General features: G+C 65.6%; 20 protein-coding genes. 10 read left to right on the forward strand and 10 right to left on the reverse strand.

Annotation, left to right across the window (positions count from 1 at the left end):
• Window positions 1-10 precede the first annotated feature (10 nt).
• The 4 genes from kdpB to AAHK21_RS22250 all read left to right on the forward strand — a co-directional run bounded on the left by kdpB (window position 11) and on the right by AAHK21_RS22250 (window position 6,041).
• Window positions 11-2,065 (forward strand): potassium-transporting ATPase subunit KdpB, encoded by a 2,055-nt coding sequence (gene kdpB, locus AAHK21_RS22235; protein ID WP_046854788.1) that lies wholly within the window; start codon window positions 11-13, stop codon window positions 2,063-2,065.
• Window positions 2,066-2,077: 12 nt separating this feature from the next.
• Window positions 2,078-2,635 (forward strand): potassium-transporting ATPase subunit KdpC, encoded by a 558-nt coding sequence (kdpC, locus tag AAHK21_RS22240; protein WP_367858339.1) that lies wholly within the window; start codon window positions 2,078-2,080, stop codon window positions 2,633-2,635.
• 65 nt (window positions 2,636-2,700) lie between these two features.
• Window positions 2,701-5,355: a DUF4118 domain-containing protein gene (locus tag AAHK21_RS22245; RefSeq protein ID WP_367858340.1), complete on the forward strand. Its 2,655-nt coding sequence runs from the start codon at window positions 2,701-2,703 to the stop codon at window positions 5,353-5,355.
• Window positions 5,352-6,041, forward strand: coding sequence for a response regulator (locus AAHK21_RS22250; protein WP_367858341.1), 690 nt, complete (start codon window positions 5,352-5,354; stop codon window positions 6,039-6,041). Before AAHK21_RS22245 ends, AAHK21_RS22250 begins: the two co-directional genes overlap by 4 nt.
• Window positions 6,042-6,054: 13 nt before the next feature.
• Here the strand turns inward: AAHK21_RS22250 and AAHK21_RS22255 are convergent, their stop codons facing one another.
• From AAHK21_RS22255 to lysA, 3 genes are all read right to left on the reverse strand, one after another.
• Complete coding sequence (locus AAHK21_RS22255; RefSeq protein ID WP_367858342.1) at window positions 6,055-9,693, reverse strand: transporter substrate-binding domain-containing protein; 3,639 nt, start codon at window positions 9,691-9,693, stop codon at window positions 6,055-6,057.
• 5 nt (window positions 9,694-9,698) lie between these two features.
• Window positions 9,699-10,316, reverse strand: coding sequence for a response regulator (locus AAHK21_RS22260; protein WP_367858343.1), 618 nt, complete (start codon window positions 10,314-10,316; stop codon window positions 9,699-9,701).
• Between the two features lie 240 nt (window positions 10,317-10,556).
• Window positions 10,557-11,786, reverse strand: coding sequence for a diaminopimelate decarboxylase (gene lysA, locus AAHK21_RS22265; protein WP_367858344.1), 1,230 nt, complete (start codon window positions 11,784-11,786; stop codon window positions 10,557-10,559).
• A 142-nt stretch (window positions 11,787-11,928) separates the two neighbouring features.
• Here lysA and AAHK21_RS22270 point away from each other — a divergent pair, with 142 nt between their 5' ends.
• Together AAHK21_RS22270 and AAHK21_RS22275 are read left to right on the forward strand one after the other, a co-directional pair.
• Window positions 11,929-12,843 (forward strand): LysR family transcriptional regulator, encoded by a 915-nt coding sequence (locus tag AAHK21_RS22270; protein WP_367858345.1) that lies wholly within the window; start codon window positions 11,929-11,931, stop codon window positions 12,841-12,843.
• A 92-nt stretch (window positions 12,844-12,935) separates the two neighbouring features.
• Entirely contained in the window at window positions 12,936-13,274 is a 339-nt protein-coding gene (locus tag AAHK21_RS22275) for a hypothetical protein (RefSeq protein WP_046854794.1), read from the forward strand.
• Here AAHK21_RS22275 and cynR read toward each other — a convergent pair.
• Window positions 13,262-14,179 (reverse strand): transcriptional regulator CynR, encoded by a 918-nt coding sequence (cynR, locus tag AAHK21_RS22280; RefSeq protein WP_367858346.1) that lies wholly within the window; start codon window positions 14,177-14,179, stop codon window positions 13,262-13,264. The two genes, AAHK21_RS22275 and cynR, sit on opposite strands and share 13 nt — an antisense overlap.
• Before the next feature lie 112 nt (window positions 14,180-14,291).
• On the opposite strand from cynR, the gene AAHK21_RS22285 reads away from it, so the two are divergent.
• The 3 genes from AAHK21_RS22285 to AAHK21_RS22295 all read left to right on the forward strand — a co-directional run bounded on the left by AAHK21_RS22285 (window position 14,292) and on the right by AAHK21_RS22295 (window position 16,759).
• Complete coding sequence (locus AAHK21_RS22285) at window positions 14,292-14,951, forward strand: carbonic anhydrase (RefSeq protein ID WP_046854796.1); 660 nt, start codon at window positions 14,292-14,294, stop codon at window positions 14,949-14,951.
• Between the two features lie 28 nt (window positions 14,952-14,979).
• Entirely contained in the window at window positions 14,980-15,450 is a 471-nt protein-coding gene (cynS, locus tag AAHK21_RS22290; RefSeq protein ID WP_367858347.1) for a cyanase, read from the forward strand.
• 85 nt (window positions 15,451-15,535) lie between these two features.
• A complete protein-coding gene (locus AAHK21_RS22295; protein ID WP_367858348.1) occupies window positions 15,536-16,759 on the forward strand; it encodes an amidohydrolase family protein in 1,224 nt (407 codons plus the stop codon).
• A 9-nt stretch (window positions 16,760-16,768) separates the two neighbouring features.
• On the opposite strand, the gene AAHK21_RS22300 is transcribed toward AAHK21_RS22295, so the two are convergent.
• The 3 genes from AAHK21_RS22300 to AAHK21_RS22310 are packed head-to-tail and all read right to left on the reverse strand — an operon-like array spanning window position 16,769 to window position 18,825.
• Window positions 16,769-18,022, reverse strand: a complete 1,254-nt coding sequence (locus AAHK21_RS22300) for an arsenic transporter (protein WP_367858349.1) — start codon at window positions 18,020-18,022, stop codon at window positions 16,769-16,771.
• 56 nt (window positions 18,023-18,078) lie between these two features.
• Window positions 18,079-18,420: an antibiotic biosynthesis monooxygenase gene (locus AAHK21_RS22305; RefSeq protein ID WP_052752580.1), complete on the reverse strand. Its 342-nt coding sequence runs from the start codon at window positions 18,418-18,420 to the stop codon at window positions 18,079-18,081.
• 6 nt (window positions 18,421-18,426) lie between these two features.
• Complete coding sequence (locus AAHK21_RS22310) at window positions 18,427-18,825, reverse strand: hypothetical protein (RefSeq protein WP_046854799.1); 399 nt, start codon at window positions 18,823-18,825, stop codon at window positions 18,427-18,429.
• Window positions 18,826-19,002: 177 nt separating this feature from the next.
• Here AAHK21_RS22310 and AAHK21_RS22315 point away from each other — a divergent pair, with 177 nt between their 5' ends.
• Window positions 19,003-19,788: a helix-turn-helix transcriptional regulator gene (locus AAHK21_RS22315; RefSeq protein WP_367859019.1), complete on the forward strand. Its 786-nt coding sequence runs from the start codon at window positions 19,003-19,005 to the stop codon at window positions 19,786-19,788.
• 38 nt (window positions 19,789-19,826) lie between these two features.
• On the opposite strand, the gene AAHK21_RS22320 is transcribed toward AAHK21_RS22315, so the two are convergent.
• The 3 genes from AAHK21_RS22320 to AAHK21_RS22330 all read right to left on the reverse strand — a co-directional run bounded on the left by AAHK21_RS22320 (window position 19,827) and on the right by AAHK21_RS22330 (window position 21,564).
• Window positions 19,827-20,615, reverse strand: coding sequence for an outer membrane protein OmpK (locus AAHK21_RS22320; protein ID WP_367858350.1), 789 nt, complete (start codon window positions 20,613-20,615; stop codon window positions 19,827-19,829).
• Window positions 20,616-20,707: 92 nt separating this feature from the next.
• Window positions 20,708-21,046: a hydroxyisourate hydrolase gene (locus AAHK21_RS22325; protein ID WP_367858351.1), complete on the reverse strand. Its 339-nt coding sequence runs from the start codon at window positions 21,044-21,046 to the stop codon at window positions 20,708-20,710.
• A gap of 8 nt (window positions 21,047-21,054) precedes the next feature.
• Window positions 21,055-21,564 (reverse strand): deaminase, encoded by a 510-nt coding sequence (locus AAHK21_RS22330; protein ID WP_367858352.1) that lies wholly within the window; start codon window positions 21,562-21,564, stop codon window positions 21,055-21,057.
• Window positions 21,565-21,620: the final 56 nt, after the last annotated feature.

Genomic DNA, 21,620 nt, shown 5'->3' on the forward strand with positions numbered 1-21,620 from the left:
GGAACACACCATGAACATGCCCATTCCCGAAGTGAAGGCGCGTCATAGCGCCAAGGACCAGACCCGTTTCGCCGCCCTGTGGCGCCCGGCGCTGGTGCAGGCCTTCGTCAAGCTCGACCCGCGCCAGCTCAGGCGCGCCCCGGTGATGCTGGTGGTGGCCCTCACTGCCATGCTGACCACCGTGCTTTGCTTTGCCCCTGAAAGTGGCGTGAGCACTTCAGTGGCCGTGCAGATCACCGTGTGGCTATGGTTCACCGTGCTGTTCGCCAACTTCGCCGAAGCCCTCGCCGAAGGCCGTGGCAAGGCCCGCGCCGACAGCCTCAAGGCCGGCAGCCAGGGCCTGGCCGCCAAGCGCCGCAAGAGTGACGGTACGTTCGAGACGGTCGCCGCCACCCAGTTGCGCAAGGACGACGTGGTGCGCGTGGTGGCCGGTGAGCTGATCCCAGGCGACGGCGAGGTGCTCGAAGGCATCGCCGCAGTCAACGAGGCGGCCATCACCGGCGAGTCCGCGCCAGTGATTCGCGAGTCCGGCGGTGACCGTTCGGCCGTTACCGGCAACACCCGCCTGGTCTCCGACTGGCTGCTGATCCGCATCACCAGCAACCCCGGCGAGTCGACCCTGGACCGCATGATCGCCCTCGTCGAGGGCGCCAAGCGGCAGAAGACCCCCAACGAGATCGCCCTCGACATCCTGCTGATCGGCCTGACCCTGATCTTCCTGATCGTGGTGGTGACCTTGCAGCCGTTCGCCCGCTTCGCCGGCGGCGAGCTGCCGCTGATCTTCCTCGCCGCGCTGCTGGTGACGTTGATCCCCACCACCATCGGCGGCCTGTTGTCGGCCATCGGCATCGCCGGCATGGACCGCCTGGTGCGCCTGAACGTGATCGCCCGCTCTGGCCGCGCCGTGGAAGCGGCAGGCGACGTGCACACGCTGATGCTCGACAAGACCGGCACCATCACCTTCGGCAACCGTCGGTGCAGCGCGCTGCACGCAGCCTCCGGGGTGACCGCCAAGGAGCTGGGGGAGGGCGCCTTGCTGGCCTCGCTGGCCGATGACACTGCCGAAGGCAAGTCGATCGTCGAGTACCTGCGCCAGTTGCACGATTTCGCGGAACCTGCGAGCAACCAGTACGAAGCCATCGCCTTCAGCGCCGAGACGCGCCTGTCGGGCATCGATTTCCAGCAGCGCCGCTACCGCAAGGGCGCCGTCGACGCGGTGCTGGCCTTCTGCGGCCTGCAACGCCTGGAGCTGCCCACCGCCCTGGCTCGTGAGGTGGAGCGCATTGCCCAGAGCGGCGGTACCCCGCTGTTGGTATGCGTCGACAAGCATCTGCTCGGCGTGATCCACCTCAAGGACGTGGTCAAGCCCGGTATCCGCGAGCGCTTCGCCGAACTGCGCAAGCTCGGTATCCGCACCGTGATGGTCACCGGCGACAACCCGCTGACCGCCGCCGCCATCGCCGCCGAGGCGGGCGTCGATGACGTGCTCGCCGAGGCCACCCCGGAGAAGAAGCTGGCGCGGATCCGCCAGGAGCAGAACGACGGGCGCTTGGTGGCCATGTGCGGCGACGGCGCCAACGACGCGCCGGCCCTGGCCCAGGCCGATGTCGGCATGGCCATGAACGACGGCACCCAGGCGGCCCGCGAGGCGGCCAACATGGTCGATCTGGACAGCGACCCGACCAAGCTGCTGGACGTGGTGCAAGTGGGCAAGGAGCTGCTGGTCACCCGCGGCGCGCTGACCACCTTCTCCATCGCCAACGACGTGGCCAAGTACTTCGCCATCCTGCCGGCGCTGTTCGCCGCCATCTACCCGCAGTTGGGCGTGCTCAACCTGATGCACCTGGCCAGCCCGCAGAGCGCGATCCTCTCGGCCATCGTGTTCAACGCGCTGATCATCATCGTGCTGATCCCCCTGGCGCTGCGTGGGGTACGGGTGCAGGCCGCCAGCGCCGCCCATTTGCTGCGGCGCAACCTGCTGATCTACGGCCTGGGCGGCATTGTCGTGCCGTTCGCCGGGATCAAGCTGATCGACATGCTGCTTACTGCGCTGCACCTGGTCTGAGGAGAGACTGACATGACCGCTTATGTACGCCCGGCCCTGAGCCTGGTCCTGCTGATGACCGTGGTCACCGGCGCGCTGTACCCCCTGGCGGTGACCGGCATCGCCCAGGTCGCCTTCCCTGAGCAGGCCAACGGTAGCCTGGTGCGCGATGACCGTGGCCAGGTGCGCGGCTCGGCGCTGATCGCCCAGGAATTCAAGGGCGACGGCTGGTTCCAGTCGCGGCCTTCGGCGGGCGCCTATGCCACCGTGGCCAGTGGCGCGAGCAACCTGGCGCCGAGCAACCCGGCGCTGGCCGAACGGGTCAGGACTGACGCTTCCCAGCAGTACCAGGCGCAGCAGGGGCCAGTGCCCCAGGCGCTGTTGACCACCTCCGGCAGCGGGCTGGACCCGCACCTGCCGCCCGAGGCCATCGCCTACCAGCTGCCGCGCGTGGCGGCGGCGCGGCAGGTCTCGGAGGAGCGCTTGCAAGCGTTGGTGAATGGGGCCACCCTGCGGCCATTGGTCGGGCCGCCGGTGGTGAATGTGCTGGCGTTGAACCAGGCGCTTGAACGCCTTGCGCCGAGCCACTGAAGCCGGGGCCGCTTTGCGGCCCATCGCCGGCAGGCCCTCATTCGTTACATTTTGAAGGATGAAGCATGAGCAACCCCACCCGCGCCGACGCGCTGTTGGCCGGCCTGCCCCGCGAAGGCCGCGGCAGGCTCAAGGTGTTCCTCGGCGCCGCGCCCGGGGTCGGCAAGACCTTTTCCATGCTCCAGGCCGCCCACGCCCAGCAACGCCAGGGCGTTCAGGTGGTGGCGGGGGTGGTCGAGACCCACGGTCGCGCCGAGACCGAAGCCCTGCTCGGCGGGTTGACCCAACAACCCCTGCTGCGCAGCGAATACCGCGGCGTGATGCTCGAGGAAATGGACCTCGACGGCCTGCTCAAGGCCGCGCCACCGCTGGTGCTGGTCGACGAACTGGCGCACACCAACGCCCCCGGCAGCCGCCACGCCAAGCGCTGGCAGGACGTGCAGGAACTGCTCGCCGCCGGCATCGACGTCTACACCACGGTCAACGTCCAGCACCTGGAAAGCCTCAACGACAAGGTCCGCGACATCACCGGTGTGCAGGTGCGCGAGACGTTGCCCGACTGGGTGCTGCAGGAAGCCTTCGAACTGGTGCTGATCGACCTGCCGCCGCGCGAGCTGCTCGAGCGCTTGCGCGAGGGCAAGGTCTACGTGCCCGAGCAGGCGCGGGCGGCCATCGAGGCCTATTTCTCCCAGACCAACCTCACCGCCCTGCGCGAGCTGGCCATGCAGACCGCCGCCGCCCAGGTGGACGCGGACCTGGCCAGCGGCTACCGCCAGCGCGGCCAGGAAGCCCCGGCCCTGCGCGGCCGGCTGCTGGTGGGTATCGATGGCGACGAGCAGGCCGAACGCCTGGTGCGCCATGCCTGCCGTGTCGCCCAGCGTCGCCATCTGCCATGGAGCGTGGTCCACGTCGACAACGGCCGCCTGCGCGACGAAACGGCCCGCCATCGCTTGCAGGCCGCCCAGCAACTGGCCGAGCGCCTTGGCGGCGAAGTGGTGCTGCTGCGCGCCGGCGAAGTGGCGCGCACGCTGATCCAGCACGCCGCCGAGCGCCGCGCCAGCCTGGTACTGGTGGGCCAGTCCCGTGACCTGTTGCGCCGGCGCCTGTTCGGCGCCGGCGTGGCGGCGCGCCTGCTGCGTGAGAGCCACGGCCTGGAGATCAACGTGCTCGACCGCGATGCCCAGCCGCCAGCGGCGCGCACGGCGGTAAAGCGCGTATGGGTGTGGCGCCATTATGTGCTGGCGCTGGTCGCCACGCTGCTGGCCGCAGGCCTGGCCTGGGCCGTGTCGAGCGTGCTGGCGCTGCCCAACATTTCCCTGGTGTTCCTCGCCGCCGTGCTGCTGGTGGCGGTGCGCAGCAGCCTGGGGCCGGCGCTGGCGTGCGCGGCGCTGTCGTTCCTCACCTACGATTTCCTGTTCATACCGCCGAACTTCTCCTTTGCCATCCAGCGCGAAGAGGACGTGCTGACCCTGGTGTTCTTCCTGCTGATGGCCGCGCTGACCGGCAACCTCGCCGCGCGCCAACGCCGCCAGTTGCAGGCGTTGCGCGAGACCCAGGCAGAGACCCGCCAGTTGCTCGACCTGTCGCGCCGCCTGACCGTGGCCACCGACCGCCAGGCGGTGTTCAGCGCTGCCGGCCAGCATATGGATGGCTGGCAGGGCGTGCAGGTGTGTCTGCTCGAACGCAGCGCCGACGGCCTGCTGCAGGTGGCCAGTGGTGGCTCGCCAGCCTTCACCGACAATGAACGCGCCGCCGCCGAATGGGCCTGGCAACATGGCCAGGCCGCGGGCTTTGGCAGTGACACCTTGCCCCACGGCCGCTGGTGGTGGTGGCCGCTGGCCGTGGAGGAACAACCCCTGGCCCTGCTCGGCATCCGCCCACGCGACGGCGAACCACTGAGTGACCCGCGTCGCCGACTGTTGATGGCCCTGGCGCAGCCCCTGGCCCAGGCCCTGGCCCGCGCCCGCCTGGGCGAGCAACTGGAAGCCGCCCGCCTGCATGGTGAAACCGAACAACTGCGCAGCGCCTTGCTCGCCTCGGTCTCCCATGACCTGCGCACGCCGCTGACGTCGATGCGCGGCAGTATCGACAGCCTGCTGGCGCTGGGCGACGCCATCCCCCCGGACGACCGCCGCGAGCTGCTGGAAGGCACTCGCAACGAAGCCGAGCGCCTGGATCGCTACATTCAGAATCTGCTGGACATGACCCGCCTGGGCCACGGCACGCTCAAGCTGGCCCGCGACTGGGTAGCCCCGGCCGATATCGTCGGCAGCGCCCTCAACCGCTTGCGCGTGGTGCTGGCGCCCCTGCGCGTGCACACCGAAGTCCCGCCCGAGCTGCCGCTGCTGTTCGTGCACGCGGCGCTGATCGAGCAGGCGCTGATCAACGTGCTGGAAAACGCCGCGCGCTTTTCCCCGGCCAACGGCCGGCTGCAACTGCAGGTCTCGGTGCAGGATGAACAGCTGTGCCTAGCGGTCGCCGACGAGGGCCCCGGCATCCCCCAGGACGAGCGCGAGAAGATCTTCGACATGTTCTACACCGCCGCCCGCGGCGATCGGGGCGGGCAGGGCACCGGCCTGGGCCTGGCGATCTGCCAGGGCATGATCGGTGCCCATGGCGGGCGCATCCTGGTCGACGATGGCATCGATGGCCACGGCACCCGCATCACTCTATGCTTGCCGCTGCCGACCCAACCCGACACCGAAAGTGAAGCCCCATGAGCCAAGCCGCCACCCTGCTGGTCATCGACGACGAGCCGCAGATCCGCAAGTTCCTGCGTATCAGCCTGGCGTCCCAGGGCTACAAGGTGATCGAGGCCGGCACCGGTAGCGAGGGCCTGGCCCAGGCCGCCCTGAACAAGCCCGACCTGGTGGTGCTCGACCTCGGCCTGCCGGACATGGACGGCCAGCAGGTGCTGCGCGAACTGCGTGAATGGAGCACGGTACCGGTGATGGTGCTGTCGGTGCGTGCCAGCGAAGTGCAGAAGGTCGATGCGCTTGACGGCGGGGCCAACGACTACGTGACCAAGCCCTTCGGTATCCAGGAATTCCTCGCCCGGGTGCGGGCGTTGCTGCGCCAGGCACCCCAGGTGGGGGCAGCCACGTCGGCGGCGAGCTTTGGGCCGTTGGTGGTGGATTTTGCCTATCGCAAGGTGACCCTGGAGGGCGTCGAGGTGGCGCTGACGCGCAAGGAGTATGCGTTGCTGGCGCAACTGGCCGGGCACCCCGGGCGGGTGATCACCCAGCAGCAACTGCTCAAGGATATCTGGGGGCCGACCCATGTCGACGACACCCACTACCTGCGCATCGTGGTGGGGCACCTGCGGCAGAAGCTGGGGGATGACCCCACCGCGCCGCGGTTCATCATCACCGAGGCAGGGGTGGGGTATCGGTTGGTGACGCCCTGACACGCCAGCAGATTCAGCTATCGGTCTGGCCATGATTGTTGATCTTGAACAGCAGGGCGTCATGCAGGGTCATGATCGCTTCCTCGAGGTTCGCCGCCAGCGCTTCCAGTTGCTCGGTCGATGCCCCGGATCGACAGGCGTCCTCGAACACCTCGCAGTGCCGCTCGATCTCGTAGGCGCAGACAATCTTCGCGCCGCCCTTGATCTTGTGCGAGATGTCCTTGAGCTCGTTGCGGTCACCGTCAAGGTTGGCGTGCAGTGCGCAGATGTCTTTCTCGTTTTCCAGGATCAGCTCGTGTAGCAGCTCGTTGGTGATGAAGTCCGCCTGTGCGGGCTGCCTGCTAGCGTCGTGTGCTTCGGGGCAGGCGATGCTGTGTTCGACAGGGTCGAGTTTCTCCGCCAGGTCTACCAGGCGGGCGGGTTTGAACAGGCAGTCGTTCATGCCCGCCGCCAGGCAGTGCTCGCGCTCACCGGCCTGGGCGTTGGCGGTGAAACCGAATACGGTGCAGCGGGGACGATGCTGGGCAGTTTCCGCCGCGCGGATGGCACGCGCCAGGTCATAGCCAGTCATCTCGGGCATGTTGCAATCGGTGATCACCGCGTCTACCCGATGCGCATTCCACAAGGCGAACGCCTGCGCGCAGGTACTGGCCTGCAGCACGCGATGGCCCAGGTAGTTGAGCTGACGGTCGAGCAAGGTAAGGTTCGCCGGGTGGTCGTCGACGATCAGCACGGTGAGTGTCCGCCGGGGCTTCTCGACGAGCAATTCGGACACCTGCGGAATAGGTGGAAGCTGATCGAGGGTCGGCAAGACCAGGCAAATGGTCACGCAGGTACCCTGGTTGGGTTCGCTGCTGAGGGTAAGCTTGCCGCCCATCAGTTCGGTCAGGGTCTTGCAGATCGACAGCCCCAGCCCGGTGCCTTGCTTGCGGGTGCTCTGGCCATCAGCCACCTGCACGAAGGGGGCGAAGATGCGTTGCTGATCGGCCGCCCGTATGCCGATGCCAGTATCACTGACACTCAGTGCCACCGCCAATTGGTTGTGCGACGCGTCGGGTAGTGAAATCGCCTGCAGGCGAATCAGCACATTGCCTTTGTCAGTGAACTTGATGGCGTTGGCCACCATGTTGGAGAGAATCTGTTTGAAGCGCACCGAGTCGATCAGCACATCAGTCTGGATCGCCGGGTCCAGCTCCAGCTTGATGGCCAGGCCTTTCTGCCGGGCAAGCCCTTCGAACACCCGGAATACCGAAGTGGCGATATCACCCAGATTGCCGCGCGAAGGGGCCAGGGCCAGGTGCCCGGATTCGACCTTGATCACATCGAGGATGTTGCCGATCAACTCCAGCAGGCCATTGGCCGAATCGTAGGCGACTTCGATGGCGAAACGATCCAGCTTGCCCTGGTCGGCTTGCTTCAACGACATTTCCAGCATGCCGATCACCGCGTTCAGCGGCGTCCTGATCTCGTGGCTCATAGTGGCCAGGAAAGTGGTCTTGGCCTTGTTGGCGATGTCGGCCTGTTCCTTGGCTGCCAGCAGGCTGACTTCCAGGACCTTGCGCGCGGTAATGTCGACCCATCCGCCGACGATGCCCTGTATCTCGCCTCGGTTGTCGCGATAAGGCAGGATCCAGTGGTAGATGTCCCGGGTTTCCCCGGTATCGCGCAAGCGGATGCGCCGGTCTGCAATGATTCGGGCTCCCTCCCTGAGCACCCGTGCGTAATCCTGCAGGTAGCGCTCTTCCTCCTCCTGTGTCGCGGAGGGTGCCTGGTCGAGGTTGTCACCGATCACCTCGTGACGCTGCAGTGACAAGGCTTCGAGGTAGGAGGCATTGCAATGCAGCATGATGCCTGCCTTGTCCCGGATGTAGATGGGATTTGGCGTGCCATCGATGAGGCTGCTCATGAAACCCAGCTGGTCGCCGAGTGCCCGTTCGGCCTCTTTGCGCTTGATGACCTGGCGCCGCAGATGCAGACCCCAGCCGAGGGAAACCGCCAGCAGCAAGCTGAGGATCGATCCCAGTTGCAGCAGAATGGTCTTGTTGCGTACCCAGAACGACGGCCCCTCGTGGGGCCCATCGGTCCATTGATCGTTGATCGCGTCGATCTTCTGCGCCGGGGTGGCCAGCAGCGACTTGTCGAGGATGGAGGCGAGGATGTCGTTGTCGTGCAGGCTTGCGAATGAAACGGTTTCGGAGGTATCGCCGACCACCGAGGCGATGCGCAGCCCGTCGAAGCCGTTGCGGATCTTGTACTGCGCCGAGACCAGCACGTCGATGGCGGCGTCGGCCTTGCCGCTCTCCACCCTCTGGAACGCTTCGCCGATCGTGTCGACCTTGACCAGCCTCACATTCGGGATGTCCTTGAGAATGCGGGCGCTGGCCCTGCTGTCATGGATGGTCGCCAGCTTCTTGCCGGCCAGTGACGACGCCGAAGAGATGCTGGTATCGTCCTTGCGCGCCACCAGCACCAGCGTACTGACCAGGTAGGGCCGCGAGAACGACACTTTCGGGTTCTGCACCAAGTCAGGGTTGAGCGCGCCCACCATGTCGTATTCACGACGTGCCAGGGCGTCGACAAGCTGCTGCTCGGTCATCCCTCTGGTCGGCAGCATCGTAAAGGAAAGGCCCGACTGGGCGCTGATCACGTTCAGCAGGTCGTTGACGATGCCTTCGACCTGGCCATCCTTGAGCGCCTTGGACAAGGGCAGGTCATCGGCGTCGACCATGACACGCACCTTGGGATGGGTCGCTATCCACTCCAGCTCGGTTTGCGAATACTGGACGCGCTGCGCCCCGAAGATATAGCTGCCGTTGACGTCCCAGCGCCGGATGATGGGCATGCTGTCGCTGGGCAAGACCGAGAGCAGGGCAGTATCCACCAGCCGCTTCAGCGTCGTGTCGGTCTTGTTCAAGGCAAAGGCGAAGTTCGCCACGTGGATGGCCGAGAAATTGGCGGCCCGCAACTGCCTGAACGAGCTGTTGGCGGCCCAGTGCCCGGTGCTGACGAGGTCGCCCAGGTAGGCGTCGGCCTGGCCGAATGCCACTGCACCGATACCGCTGGCCGTCGACGGGAACAGTTGCACGGTAGCTTCCGGGTAGAAGTCATGCACTGCCGCCACCGGGAGGTAGTGGTTGAGCATGGCTATCCGCTTGCCCGCCAGGCGGGTGTTGACCAAGCCTTCCTCGCCTACTCGGGTCAGCAGCACTGGCTGGTCGTCGAGGTAGGGCAAGCTCAGTCGCAACGTGGGGTCGGCCGCCTCGAAGCTGTTCGCGCTGCCCAGCAGGTCGATCTCGCCATGCTTGAGCGCTTCGATAGCGCGGGTGCGTGAGGGGAACTGGCGAATCTGTATGGCTACATCGAGGATCTTGCCGATGAGGCCTGCGTACTCGGCGGTAATACCGTCGTACATCTGGCCATTGATACTGATATCGAGCGGTGGATAGTCCGGCGCGGACACTCCGATGGTCAGGACGCCCTTACGCTTCAACCATGCTCGGTCTTCGGCGCTCAGGGTCACCATGGAGGAGGTATAGGCGCGCTCGACCAGCTTCAGGGGTTTGACGGCCAGAGGCTGCGCTTCGCCGAAGGCGAGGCTGCTGATGGCCAGGCAACCGACAAGGGCCACCTGCACGCGAAGCAGAGTGGGCATGGATATCATGCAATCAGGTCTCGCCGGGCGATGTCGATCAGGTCCACGAAGGTATTGACCTGCAGCTTGTCCATGATCCGGTGCTTGTAGCTGCTGATGGTCTTGTTGCTGAGCATCATGGCATCGGCAATTTCCTTGTTGGTCGCGCCCGCTGCCAGTTGCCTGAGCACTTCGATCTCGCGGCCGGTCAGGCGGTTGATGCCGCTGTCTTCCTTGGGTGTATTGATCACGCTGCTCAAGGGCAGGTTCGGGAAGTATGAATAGCCGGCCTTGATGGCTGCCAGGGCACCGCTGAACTCGCTCAGGTCGCCGGCCTTGCAGACGAAACCGGCGGCACCCGCCCACATGCAACGTGGGGAAAACACCGCAGCCGGCTGTGAGGTGAAGACCAAGGTCTTGGTCAGGCTGCCTTGCAGTTTCAGGCGCTGGATGACGGCAAGTCCGTCGATTTCGGGGATGCCGATGTCGAGAATCAGCAGGTCGGGCATCAGTTCACGGGTCAACTGGATGGCTTCCTTGCCATTGCTGGCCTCGCCGACGACGGTATAGCCGCTGTTTTGCAGGACGGTTTTCACGGCCATGCGGATGACTGGGTGATCATCGATGATAATCGCGCGTTGCATGTTGTTACCTCGTTTGTCCATTCTCCCTCTATCCATATTTCAAGCTTGGTTTGATTGTTGCCTGACATTGCTTGTCAGACACACTGATGCTATCGCTGGCCTGGAAATGGAGAGAACAAGGCAGGGCTGATCTTCGTTTGAGACACGCTCGCAAATCTGTGTTGAGAACTCCCGGACATCGGGAAGTGCGCACAGGTAGGTTGCGGAGAAGTCTGCATGGCCGCCTGGCGTGCGTCGTTTCTACACCTCCTGCTCCAACGCCAACAGCTCTTCCACACGCTGACGACGACGGATCATCTTCAGGCCGTTGTTCTCCAGCAGAAACTCCGGCAGCAACGGTCGGCTGTTGTAGTTCGACGACATCGATGCGCCATAGGCCCCGGCGTCGTGAATCACCAGCAGATCGCCCACTTTGGCCTGGGGCAGGTCCTGGGGCGTCAGCTCCTCGTCGTTCTGGGTGAACACATCACCGGACTCGCACAGCGGCCCGGCCACCACGGTCGGTTGCAGGGGGCGATTGACTGGGCGCCCCACGGCATCGAACAGGCTCATGCGGTGATAAGCCCCGTACATCGCCGGGCGCATCAGGTCGTTGAAGCCGGCATCGACCAGGATGTAGTGGCGGTCGCCCATCTGCTTGACGGCGCGCACCTCGGCTACCAGGTAGCCGCACTCGGCCACCAGGAAACGCCCCGGCTCGATCTCCATGCGCACGGGGTGGCCGAGCATCGCCTCGATCTCCGAACGCGCCACCGCCCAGGTGCGGGCATAGCGCTGCAGGTCAACCGGCTGGTCGCAGTCGCGGTAGGGCGTGGACAGACCGCCGCCGATGGAGAAGGCCTCGATGTCCATGCCCAGGCGGCCGATCAGCCCGACCATCGCGCTGGCCACCTGCTCCAGGTGCTGGTAGTCCACCCCCGAGCCGATGTGCATGTGCACGCCCACCAGATGCAGGCCGTGTTCTTTCACGCAGGCCAGCGCCTCGGGCAGTTGTTCGTGCCAGATGCCGTGCTTGCTGTTCTCGCCGCCGGTATTGGTCTTGCGGCTGTGGCCATGGCCGAAGCCGGGGTTGATGCGCAGCCAAACCCGGTGGCCGGGGGAGCGCTCGCCGAGCTGACGGAGCATGTCGATGGAGCCGGCGTTGACCTCGATACCGGTCTCCACCACCCGCGCCAGGGTCGGCTGGTCCAGCACGTCGCAGGTCAGCACCACGCCGGCGGGTTCGCCGCCCACCGAGGCCCCGGCGGCGAAGGCGCGTTCCATTTCGCCCAGGGACACCGCGTCGAGCACCAGGCCGCGTTCGCGGATCAGGCGCAGCACGTGCAGGTTGGGGTTGGCCTTCTGCGCGAAGCGCACGGTGTCGAAGTGCTGCGTGAGCTGGTCGATGCGCTGATGGATGGTCTGGGCGTCGTATGCCCACAGCGGCGAGCCGTGCTGGCGGACGGCGTCGGCCAGGAGGGTGGTGGTCATGGTGGCGTTCCTTGTTTTGGATACGCCGATGGTGAGGCAGTTATGGTGATTCAGAAAAATAGCTATTGTTCTGAAGGTAATTCATATTTGATATGAACCAGCCCCTCCAGATTTCTGCTCACGCCCAGGTCTTGCCTCAGCCATGCGACTTTCCATCCGTCATATCGAAGTGTTCCGCGCCATCATGGCCGCCGGCAGTGTCACCGGCGCCGCGCGCCTGCTGTTCACCTCGCAGCCCACGGTCAGTCGCGAGCTGGCGCGCATGGAGCAGGTCACCGGCCTGAGCCTGTTCGAACGCGAAGGTGGGCGCCTGGTGCCCAGCGCCCAGGCCTTGCTGCTGATCGAGGAAGTCGAGCGTGCCTTCGTCGGCCTCGAGCGCATCGACCGCTTCGCCCAGGCCATCCGCAATTTCGAGCAGGGCCGGCTGGCCATCACCTGCCTGCCGTTGTTCTCGCAAACCCTGCTGCCGAGGGCCTGCAAGGCGTTTCACCAGCACCATCCCGGGGTCAGCCTGAGCATCACTGCCCAGGAGTCGCCGTTGCTGGAGGAGTCGCTGGTCGCCCAGCAGCACGACCTCGGCCTGACCGAAACCGCGCAGGTGCCGCGGGGCGCGGTCGGCGAACTGTTGTTCAGTGCCGACATGGTCTGCGTACTGCCCGCGCAGCACCCCCTGCTGGCCAAGCCAGTACTCCAGCTGCAGGACTTCCACGAGGTCGATTTCATCAACCTGGCCAGCCTGGACAGTTACCGGCAGCAACTCGACCGGCATTTCCGCGAGGCCGGCGTGAACCGCCGCACGATCATCGAGACCACCAGCGCCGCCTCGGTGTGCGCCATGGTCCGCCAGGGGTTGGGGGTGGCGATCATCAACCCGCTGAGCGGGCTGGAAGCGGGGCAGGGCGGGCTGGCGATCCGCCGCCTGGACCTGTCGGTGCCGTACCAGGTAATGCTGATCCGGCCCGAGCTGCGGCCCGCATCAGCAGTGCTGGAGCCGTTCTGCCAGGCGCTGCGGGAGCAGGCCAGGGCAATGAAGGCGGCCTTGGCGCAAGGCGCCTGAGCGGCTGGGCGAACGATTGGAACGTTCCGAACCACGCCAGGGTCAACCCCATCAGCAGTGATCGAAAATGCTCCACAGCATGAGGAATCGCCATGAGTACGCTGACGATCGAAGGCTGGTTCAAAGGTGAGGGTGATCGCAGGTCCACCCCGGTGGGTGATATTCACTTCGACATCCAGGGCGTGAACCACCGCAAGTTGGAGCAGGCCGAGGAACGCCTGCAACAGAGCCACGAGCCCGAGGCGATGGTGGATGTCGACATGGACAGCCTGAACCTGGTGCTGCCCGAGGGCTACGGCCCGTTGTCGGACTGCCGCCTGCGCGTCTACCTGAGCGACGACGAGCGTGGCCAGTTCCACCTGGTCGGGCATCGGGCCAGCGATGGCAGCCTGATCTACACCAATGCGGTGTTGATCGCTCAGCTGAGCTGAGTATCGGCAGCGCTGTCGCCGGTTTCCAAGCGTGCCGCCACTGACGTTGCCACTTCGATGAAAGCCCGCGCTGCCGCGCTCTGGTAGGCGCCCCTGCGCTGCATCAAGACTGCGGTGCGCTGCAGGCGCAATGGGTCCAGGGCAATGGCGGTCAGGTCGTCATGGGCCAGGGCGAGGTTGGCGGGCAGCAAGGTCGACAGTGTCGTGCGGCGCACCACTTCGATCACTGCGCCAATGGCGTTGGCCTCCATCCGTACCCGTGGGCGTATACCGTGCTGGCGGCAATAGCGCTCGATCTGCTCGCGCGTGGCGAACTCGGCGCTGAGCAGGATCAGCGACTCGTCGTTGAGTGCCTGCGGGCCAATGCTGCGGGCAGTGGCCAGCGGATGCGCGCGGCCGACCACCAGCGCCAGGGTTTCCACCAGCAGCGGGCGGCTGTCGATGTCCTGGTTGTGGACCTCATCGAAGGCGATGCCGACATCCAGCTCATCGGCCTGCAACAGCTCCTCCATGCTCTCCTGGGCGATTTCGCGCAGGTTCAGGGTGATGTTCGGATAACGCGCATGGAAGGCCTCGACCAGCGGGCCGATCAGGTAGGTGGTGAAGGTCGGCGTCACCGCCACCCGCAGCGATCCCCGGCTCAGGTCGCCCACGTCATGGATGGCGCGCCTGGCCTCCAGCAGTTCCTGTTCCGCCCGCTTGGCATAGCGCAGGTAGACCTCCCCGGCATCGGTCAGCCGTGTGCTGCGCCCGGAACGGTCGAACAACTGCGCGCCGAGGCTTTCTTCCAGTTGCCTGACCTGCTGTGACAGCGCCGGCTGGGAGACATGCAGCGCCGCTGCGGCGCGGGTGAAGCTGTGGTGTTGCGCCACTGCGAGAAAGTACTGGAGGTGCCGGGCAAGCATGACTGTTCCCATAAGATAATCTGATGTGCTTCATCATAAATGAGACTTTTACCTTATGTAATGCGCTACGTAACCTTTGCCTCAACACACCGCGACATTGAGGCAAGCAGCCATGAAAGACATCATCGACGGTTTTCTGAAGTTCCAGCGCGACGCCTTCCCCGAACGGGTCAAGCTGTTCAAGGACCTGGCCACCCAGCAAAGCCCCCGGGCGCTGTTCATCTCCTGCTCCGACAGCCGCCTGGTGCCCGAGTTGGTCACCCAGCGCGAGCCGGGCGACCTGTTCGTCATCCGCAACGCAGGCAATATCGTGCCGTCCTACGGCCCTGAGCCTGGCGGGGTATCGGCCTCGGTCGAATATGCCGTCGCCGCCCTGCAGGTAGCCGACATTGTCATCTGCGGCCACTCCGACTGCGGCGCCATGACCGCCATCGCCACCTGCAAGTGCCTGGACCACATGCCCGCCGTGGCAGGCTGGCTGCGCTACGCCGACTCCGCCCGGGTGGTCAACGAGGCGCGCCAGCATCACAGCCCGCAGGCCAAGGTCGAGGCCATGGTGCGCGAGAACGTGATCGCCCAGCTGGCCAATATCCAGACCCACCCCTCGGTGCGCCTGGCCCTGGAAGAGGGCCGCGTGCGCCTGCATGGCTGGATCTACGACATCGAAAGCGGCCGCATCGACGCCTTCGACGGACGTACCGGCCAGTTCGTCGCCCTGGCGCAGAACCCCGACGTCAATGCCGTTTCCCACCCTTCCAGGCACGTTGCCTGAACCCCTTTCAAACCCAAGGAGACACACCATGATCCAGTCGCAAATCAGCCAGAACGCCCGCCTTGCCCTGAGCGAAGTCATCCTCCTGGCCAAGGCCCGCAAGGACCTGTCGTTCGCCCAGATCACCGACGGCACCGGCCTGTCCGAAGCCTTCGTCACTGCCGCGCTGCTGGGCCAGCACCCGCTGCCGGCGAGCGCTGCCCAGGTGGTGGGCGACAAGCTTGGCCTGGACGCCGATGGCATCGCCCTGCTGCAGACCGTGCCACTGCGCGGCAGCATCCAAGGCGGCGTGCCGACCGACCCGACCATCTACCGCTTCTACGAGATGCTGCAGGTGTACGGCACCACCCTCAAGGCACTGGTCCACGAGAAGTTCGGCGACGGCATCATCAGCGCTATCAACTTCAAACTGGACATCAAGAAGGTCGACGATCCGGAGGGTGGCTCCCGCGCGGTGATCACCCTGGATGGCAAGTACCTGCCGACCAAGCCGTTCTGATTCGCCCTTAGGGAAATGGCCCGGGCGTCGCACGACGCCTGGGTCATTTCCACGCAGGCTATTGATCCCCTACAGGAGCGACGGCATGGACCTGATCTTCAGAAATGTCCGCATTGACGATGCAAGACCCTTGATGGATGTGGCCGTGCGCAACGGCAAGATCACTGATATCGCCCAGACGATCACGGCAACGGCAAACCAGGAAATCCAGGGCAACGGCAATGTCCTGGTCCCCGGCTTCGTCGAAGCCCACCTGCACCTGGAAAAAGCCAATGTCATGCAGCGCAAGGCCAACCGCTCCGGCACCTTGAAGGAAGCGATCGCCGTCACTGCGGCGCTCAAGCCCACCCTGACCCGTGACGACATTCGCGAGCGCTCTGTGCAGGTGTTGCGCGCCCTGGTGCAGGCCGGCACCACCCATGTGCGTGCCCACGCCGAGTTCGATCCGGCCCAGGGTTTCACCGGCCTGGACGTGGTCCTGGAGCTGCGCGAGACCTTGCGTGATGTCATCGATATCCAGGTAGTGGCGTTTCCCCAGGAAGGCATCCTGAAACTGCCCGGCATGAAAGCGATGATGGTCGAGGCCATGGAGAGGGGCGCCGATGTGGTTGGCGGCATTCCCTACAACGACGTCTCGCCCCTGGAGCACATCGATTTCGTCTTCGACCTGGCCCAGCGCTACGGCAAGGACATCGACCTGCACCAGGACTTCGCCGACGACGCCGAGCACATGACCATCGAATACGTGGCCCGGCGGACCCTCGCCGCGGGCTACCAAGGGCGCGTCAGCGTCGGCCACCTGACCAGCCTGGCGGCCGTCGAGCCAGAGCGCCAGGCGCGCATCATCGCGCTGCTGCGCGAAGCCGGCATCAGCGTGATGTGCCTGCCCGCCACCGACCTGCACCTGGGCGCCCGTGGCGACAGCCATAATGTGCGGCGCACCTTGACCCCGGTGCGGGCGTTGCGCGATGGCGGGGTGAACGTGTGCCTGGCCACCAACAACATCCGCAATGCCTTCACCCCCTACGGCACCGGCGACCTGCTGCACATCGCGCAGCTGGCCATCCCCGCCTGCCACCTGGGCGGGGCGGACGACCAGGCCACGGTGCTGCCGATGCTCACCAGCAACCCGGCCAAGGCCCTGGGGTTGCAGAACCATGGCCTGGCGGTGGGTAACGACGCGGACCTGGTGCTGATGGATACCCACCGTGTCAGCGACGTGATCCTCGACCTGCCGGCGCGGCTGATGGTGCTCAAGCGCGGCAGGGTGGTGGCAACAGCCGAGCAGCGGCGTTCGGTGGTGTTCTGAAGGCCGGGCTCAGACCGCCAGCAGCAACAGCGCCGCCACCAGTGCCGGGGGCATTACCAGCACGCCCAGGCGCAAGAAACTCAGCGCGCCGACATGCTCGCCCTCGCGGCGGATCGCCACCAGCCACAGCAGCGTGGCCAGGGAACCGGTGATCGACAGGTTCGGCCCCAGGTCGACGCCGATAAGCAAGGCGGCGGTGGTCTGCCGGGGCAGCTCGACCAGCTGGCCGATGGAGCCGGCGATCAGGCCGGTGGGCAGGTTGTTCATCAGGTTGCCGGCCACTGCGGAGATCACGCCCGCGGCCCAGCTCGCCGTGCCCGGCGATTGCTGCGCCAGGGTCGCCAGCATATGCGCGAGCCGTTCGATCACGCCGGTATGGGCCACCGCCTCCACCAGCACGAACAAGCCCGCGACCAGCGGCAGCACGCCCCAGGCCACATGGCGCAGCAACGGCGCCGGGCTGCGCCGCTGGCGCAGGTGGATCAGCCCGACCGTGGCCATGCCTGCGCAAAAGGTCGGCAGCCCCAGCGGCACGTCCAGTGCCGATACCGTCAACAGCAAGGCGCCGGTGAACATCAGGCCCAGCGCGCAAAGCCGGGCGCCGGCCGACAAGGGGCGCATCTCGATGGCCACGGCCAGCGGCTGGCGGATGCGCTTGCGCATGGTCAGGCGCAGCATCAGGTAGGTCGCGGCGATGGCCGCCAGCGACGGCAGGCTGAACTGGCGCAGCCACTCCAGGAGCGGCGGCATCTGGCTGCCGAAGACCACCAGGTTGGCCGGGTTGGAGATGGGCAGCACGAAGCTGGCGGCATTGGCGATGAAGGCGCAGATGAACAGGTAGGGCAGCGGCTCGGCCTTGGCCGCCTTGCATGCCGCGTACACGGCCGGCGTCAGCACCACGGCGGTGGCGTCGTTGGACAGGAACACCGTAACCAATGTACCGACCAGGAACACCAGGTCGAACAGGCGCTGGCCGGAGCCCTTGGCGTGCTGCACCGCGTACCTGGCCAGCCAGTCGAACAATCCCTCCTGGCGCGCCAGTTCGGCCAGCACCATCATGCCGACCAGGAACAGGTAGACATCGCCACCTTTGGCCACCGCCGACAATGCCATGCGCCACGGGATCAGCCCGCAGGCCGTCAGCAGCACGGCGGCGCCCAGCGCCCAGACGTATTCCGGCACACGACCGGGGCGAACGATGACCAGGGCGGTGGCCAGGGCCGCGACCGACCAGATGATCAGGGCGGTATCAGGCGCGAGCATGGGAAGGCGAGGTCACGTGGCACTCCGTCTATTTGTGAAACACCACACTAGCACCCCTATGCACGGGCATCGATACCCTTCACGTCGCCCGGGGGTGTGCCGGGTGTGGCGAGCAGAAATGTCCTGAAGCACAAGCGCACGAGCAGCCGCTGCGACGCCAGTTCAAACAGCTCAGCCAGGCAGGGCAGCTCGAAGTGCGCCGTCATCCGTTCGGTGCACTGCCAATAGCCGGTGATGAGCCAAGTTGCGCGTGCACCTGCAGGGCAGGCGAGGGTGTAACCCGCGCAGCCTGAGGTGCGGTTGAGCGTCTCCAGCAGGGTGTCCAGGCGCAGCTGCAGGGCAGCCGTGGTGCCGGGGGCGGGGTCGATCTCCACGGTATTGATTGCAACCAGGCCCATGGTTCATCACTCCATCGGTTGTTTCGCCAGCAGCCGGTCTGCGACCGTGAAGGCTTCTTCCTGGGTGTTCACGACGAACAGCGGATACCCCCAGAACGCCTCGAACATGGGCATGAACGCGCGCAGCGGCGCTTGCCTGGCAGGGTCGGGCTGCACATTGATCTGCCCTTTGACAAAGGCACGCAGCGCGGCCTTGTGGCGTTTCATCCACAGTGACAATTGCTTGCGCTCTTCATGGGAGTGTTGCTGATTCTCGTGCTGGGCGCTGTCGGCATCCAGCAACACGAAGGGTTCTTCGCGCAGCAGCAAGGCCTCGAAAGCCGCAAAGCCCTCGTCGCCGATATCGATACCAGCGCTGCCGTGCTTCATCCAGACCAACGGAAAATAGGTGGTGTTCAACAGCATCTAATGTGCCCTCCAGAAAACAAGGCGTCGATGACGCAAGGCCACGATAGCCCTGGCTTCGCTGGACGTCATTACGCAATCTTGTCATTCTGTTTTTCATTTCGGCCATCACCCAGGACATGCGTCGTGCAGCCTATTCCCGCAGCAGACAACCCGCGTTCATGGGATATCGACCGCATGGCCTGCCAGGTCATCGCCCTGAACGCCTCTTCGGTTGGCAGGGACTGGGAGCATGCGCCGCACCGCCATCGCAAGGCGCAGTTGATCTACTCGGTGCGTGGCATCCTCAACTGCGAGGTGGACACCGGGGTGTGGATCGTGCCGCCGCAATGCGCGCTGTGGATCCCGGGCGACCTGCTGCATTCGGTGCGTGGCTCGGGGGAAACTGAATGCTACTGCCTGTTCGTCGAACCACAGGCCGTGGCGGGTTTGCCTGCGGTGTGCTGCACGCTGGCAGTGCCGCCCTTGCTGCGCGAGCTGTTGCTCAAGGCCAGCGGCTTCAAGATGCCATACCCCCAGCAGGGGCCGCAGGCCCGGTTGATCGCAACACTGCTGGATGAGTTGTGTGCCGCCCCGGTGGAAGACCTGTACCTGCCAATGCCCAGCGACCCCAGGCTGAGGCAACTGGCGCAATGGCTGCTGGCCGACCCCGCAAGCAAGGTGCCGAGCGGCGAATGGGCCCGGCGCAGCGGCATGAGCGAGCGCAGCATGAGCCGGCTGCTGCAGCAGGAAGTTGGCATGAGCTTCGGCCGCTGGCGCCGGCAGTTGCACGTGATTCTGTCGTTGCAACGGTTGGCCAGGGGCGAGCGTGTGCAGGCGGTAGCGCTGGACCTGGGGTACGAAAGCGCCAGTGGCTTCGTCACCATGTTTCGCAAGGCGATGGGCAAGCCGCCGGCGCGGTATCTGCTGGAGCGCGGTGGTGCTGAAGAAGGCGAGGCGGGGCGTATCGTGCTGGCACCCTGAGCGCTGGCGCGCCCGCCCCTGCGGTAGGTGTGCGTGGTTCAGAAGTGGTACTTCAGCAGAAGACTGGTGGTGTTCTGGTCCGTACGAAAGCCCTTCGAATCCTGGATGCCGTACTTGTTCGACCAGTAGTCGTATTCCACCCCCACGTACAGATGCCTGGCCTCATGCCCCAGCGCCTTGCCCAGGTCGTATTTGATCTGGGGGTTGAAGTGCAGGTTGGCATGGTAGTCGCTCTGGTGGCTGCGGCCGCTGCTGGCGTCCTTGTTGTTCACGACCCAGTCGATATAGCCGTCGATCAGCAGGTTCGACCGCCCCAACGGCAGGGTGTACGACCAGGCGGGGGTGATTTGCCAGGCGCCGGCCGGTACACGGTGGCCGTCGGGTTTACGGTAGTAGAGGTTGACCTGGAAGTAATCGAAGCCGGGGATGTCCAGGTCCAGGCCCGGCCCGATCAGGTAGCTTTCACTGTCGCCTTCGCCGAACTCGAAGGCGGTGGCCAGCAGCACATCCTTGACCGGGCCGAACGACAGGTCAGCGCCGCCGAGTTTGCCGAACGAAAGCCGTGGCTGCAGCTCGCCATAGTAGGTACTGCTGCCTTGGCCAGGGTCCTTGCGGCCTTGATAGTTGATCTGGTCGACGAACAGGAACAGGTCGCCCCAGCTCCAGCCGCTGGCGTGTTCCAGGGTGAAGGTCTGCTGGGTCGCCGGGTTGACCCGGAAGTTGTCGCCCCACAGGTAGGTGAGGCTTTCATCGTGCCAGAGCAGCCCGGCCTGGGCGGCGGGGGCGAGGAGGGCGATGGACAGCGCGCCGATGCGAAGTGGTGACATGATGGGCTCCGTTGTTGTTCTTGTGGGCAGCAGCGTCCGCGGCATCACCCCAAGGTGATGCCGGGAAGCGCTGTTGGGAAAGGTGTTACGGGTCAGGCGCCGCCGCGGAAGCAGGAAACGCCCCAGGCGGTGAGCTTGAACGGCAGGTGGTAGTGCTGGCTGGCGTCGCCGATGCCGAAGCGATAGACCAGCACGTCGAGGAACGGCGTGTCGGGCAAGGTGGTTCCGGCTGCGCGGTAGAAGTCAGCCACCTGCAGCCGCACCTCGTAGACGCCGCTGGCCAGATGCGCGGCGAGGGTGTCCAGCCCTGGCAGCAAGCCGTGCTCGTCGATGCGTCCCTCCAGCAGGCATTCACCGCCCTGGCGCTCGAGGCTCAGCGCGAGCCCCTGGGCTACGCGCCCGCTGGCGATATCCACGACATGGATGGACACCCCGCCGTTCATTTCCAGAACCCTTCGTGCACCACGCCGGCTTCCGCCTCCAGCAACGGCCCGTGCACCACGACCGCCCGCTGGCCACGGGCGAACACTTCACGGCACGGCAGGGAGAAGGTCGGGTTCTCCGGGTGCGCGCCGGTCAGGCCCAGCAGTGCATGCTCGGACAGCGCGTAGACCACCCGGCCAATGCCAGTCCAGTAGATCGCCCCGGCGCACATGCAGCAGGGTTCGGCGCTGGTGTAGAGGGTGCAGTTGGCCAGCTGTTCGGGGGTCAACAGCGTCGCGGCGCGGGCGGCGGCGACCAGCTCGGCGTGCTGGGTGGGGTCGCCCTCGGGCGGCATCGAGTTGTTGCCGGCGCTGGCGATCACCCGGCCCTCGGCGTCGGCGACCAGCGCGGCGAACGGGTGCCGGCCACGTTCGCGGGATTCCTCGGACAGGCGGATCGATTGACGCAACAGGTTGAGGTCCAGCTCGGACAGGGTGGCGGGGGTGAGCTTGCTGATGTTGTTCATGGTGATTCCTTGGCAGATGAACATGAATCGCTTGCACAAACCCTGTGGGAGCAGGC

Source organism: Pseudomonas sp. TE50-2 (assembly GCF_040813665.1).
In the GTDB taxonomy this organism is placed as follows: Bacteria; Pseudomonadota; Gammaproteobacteria; order Pseudomonadales; family Pseudomonadaceae; genus Aquipseudomonas; species Aquipseudomonas soli.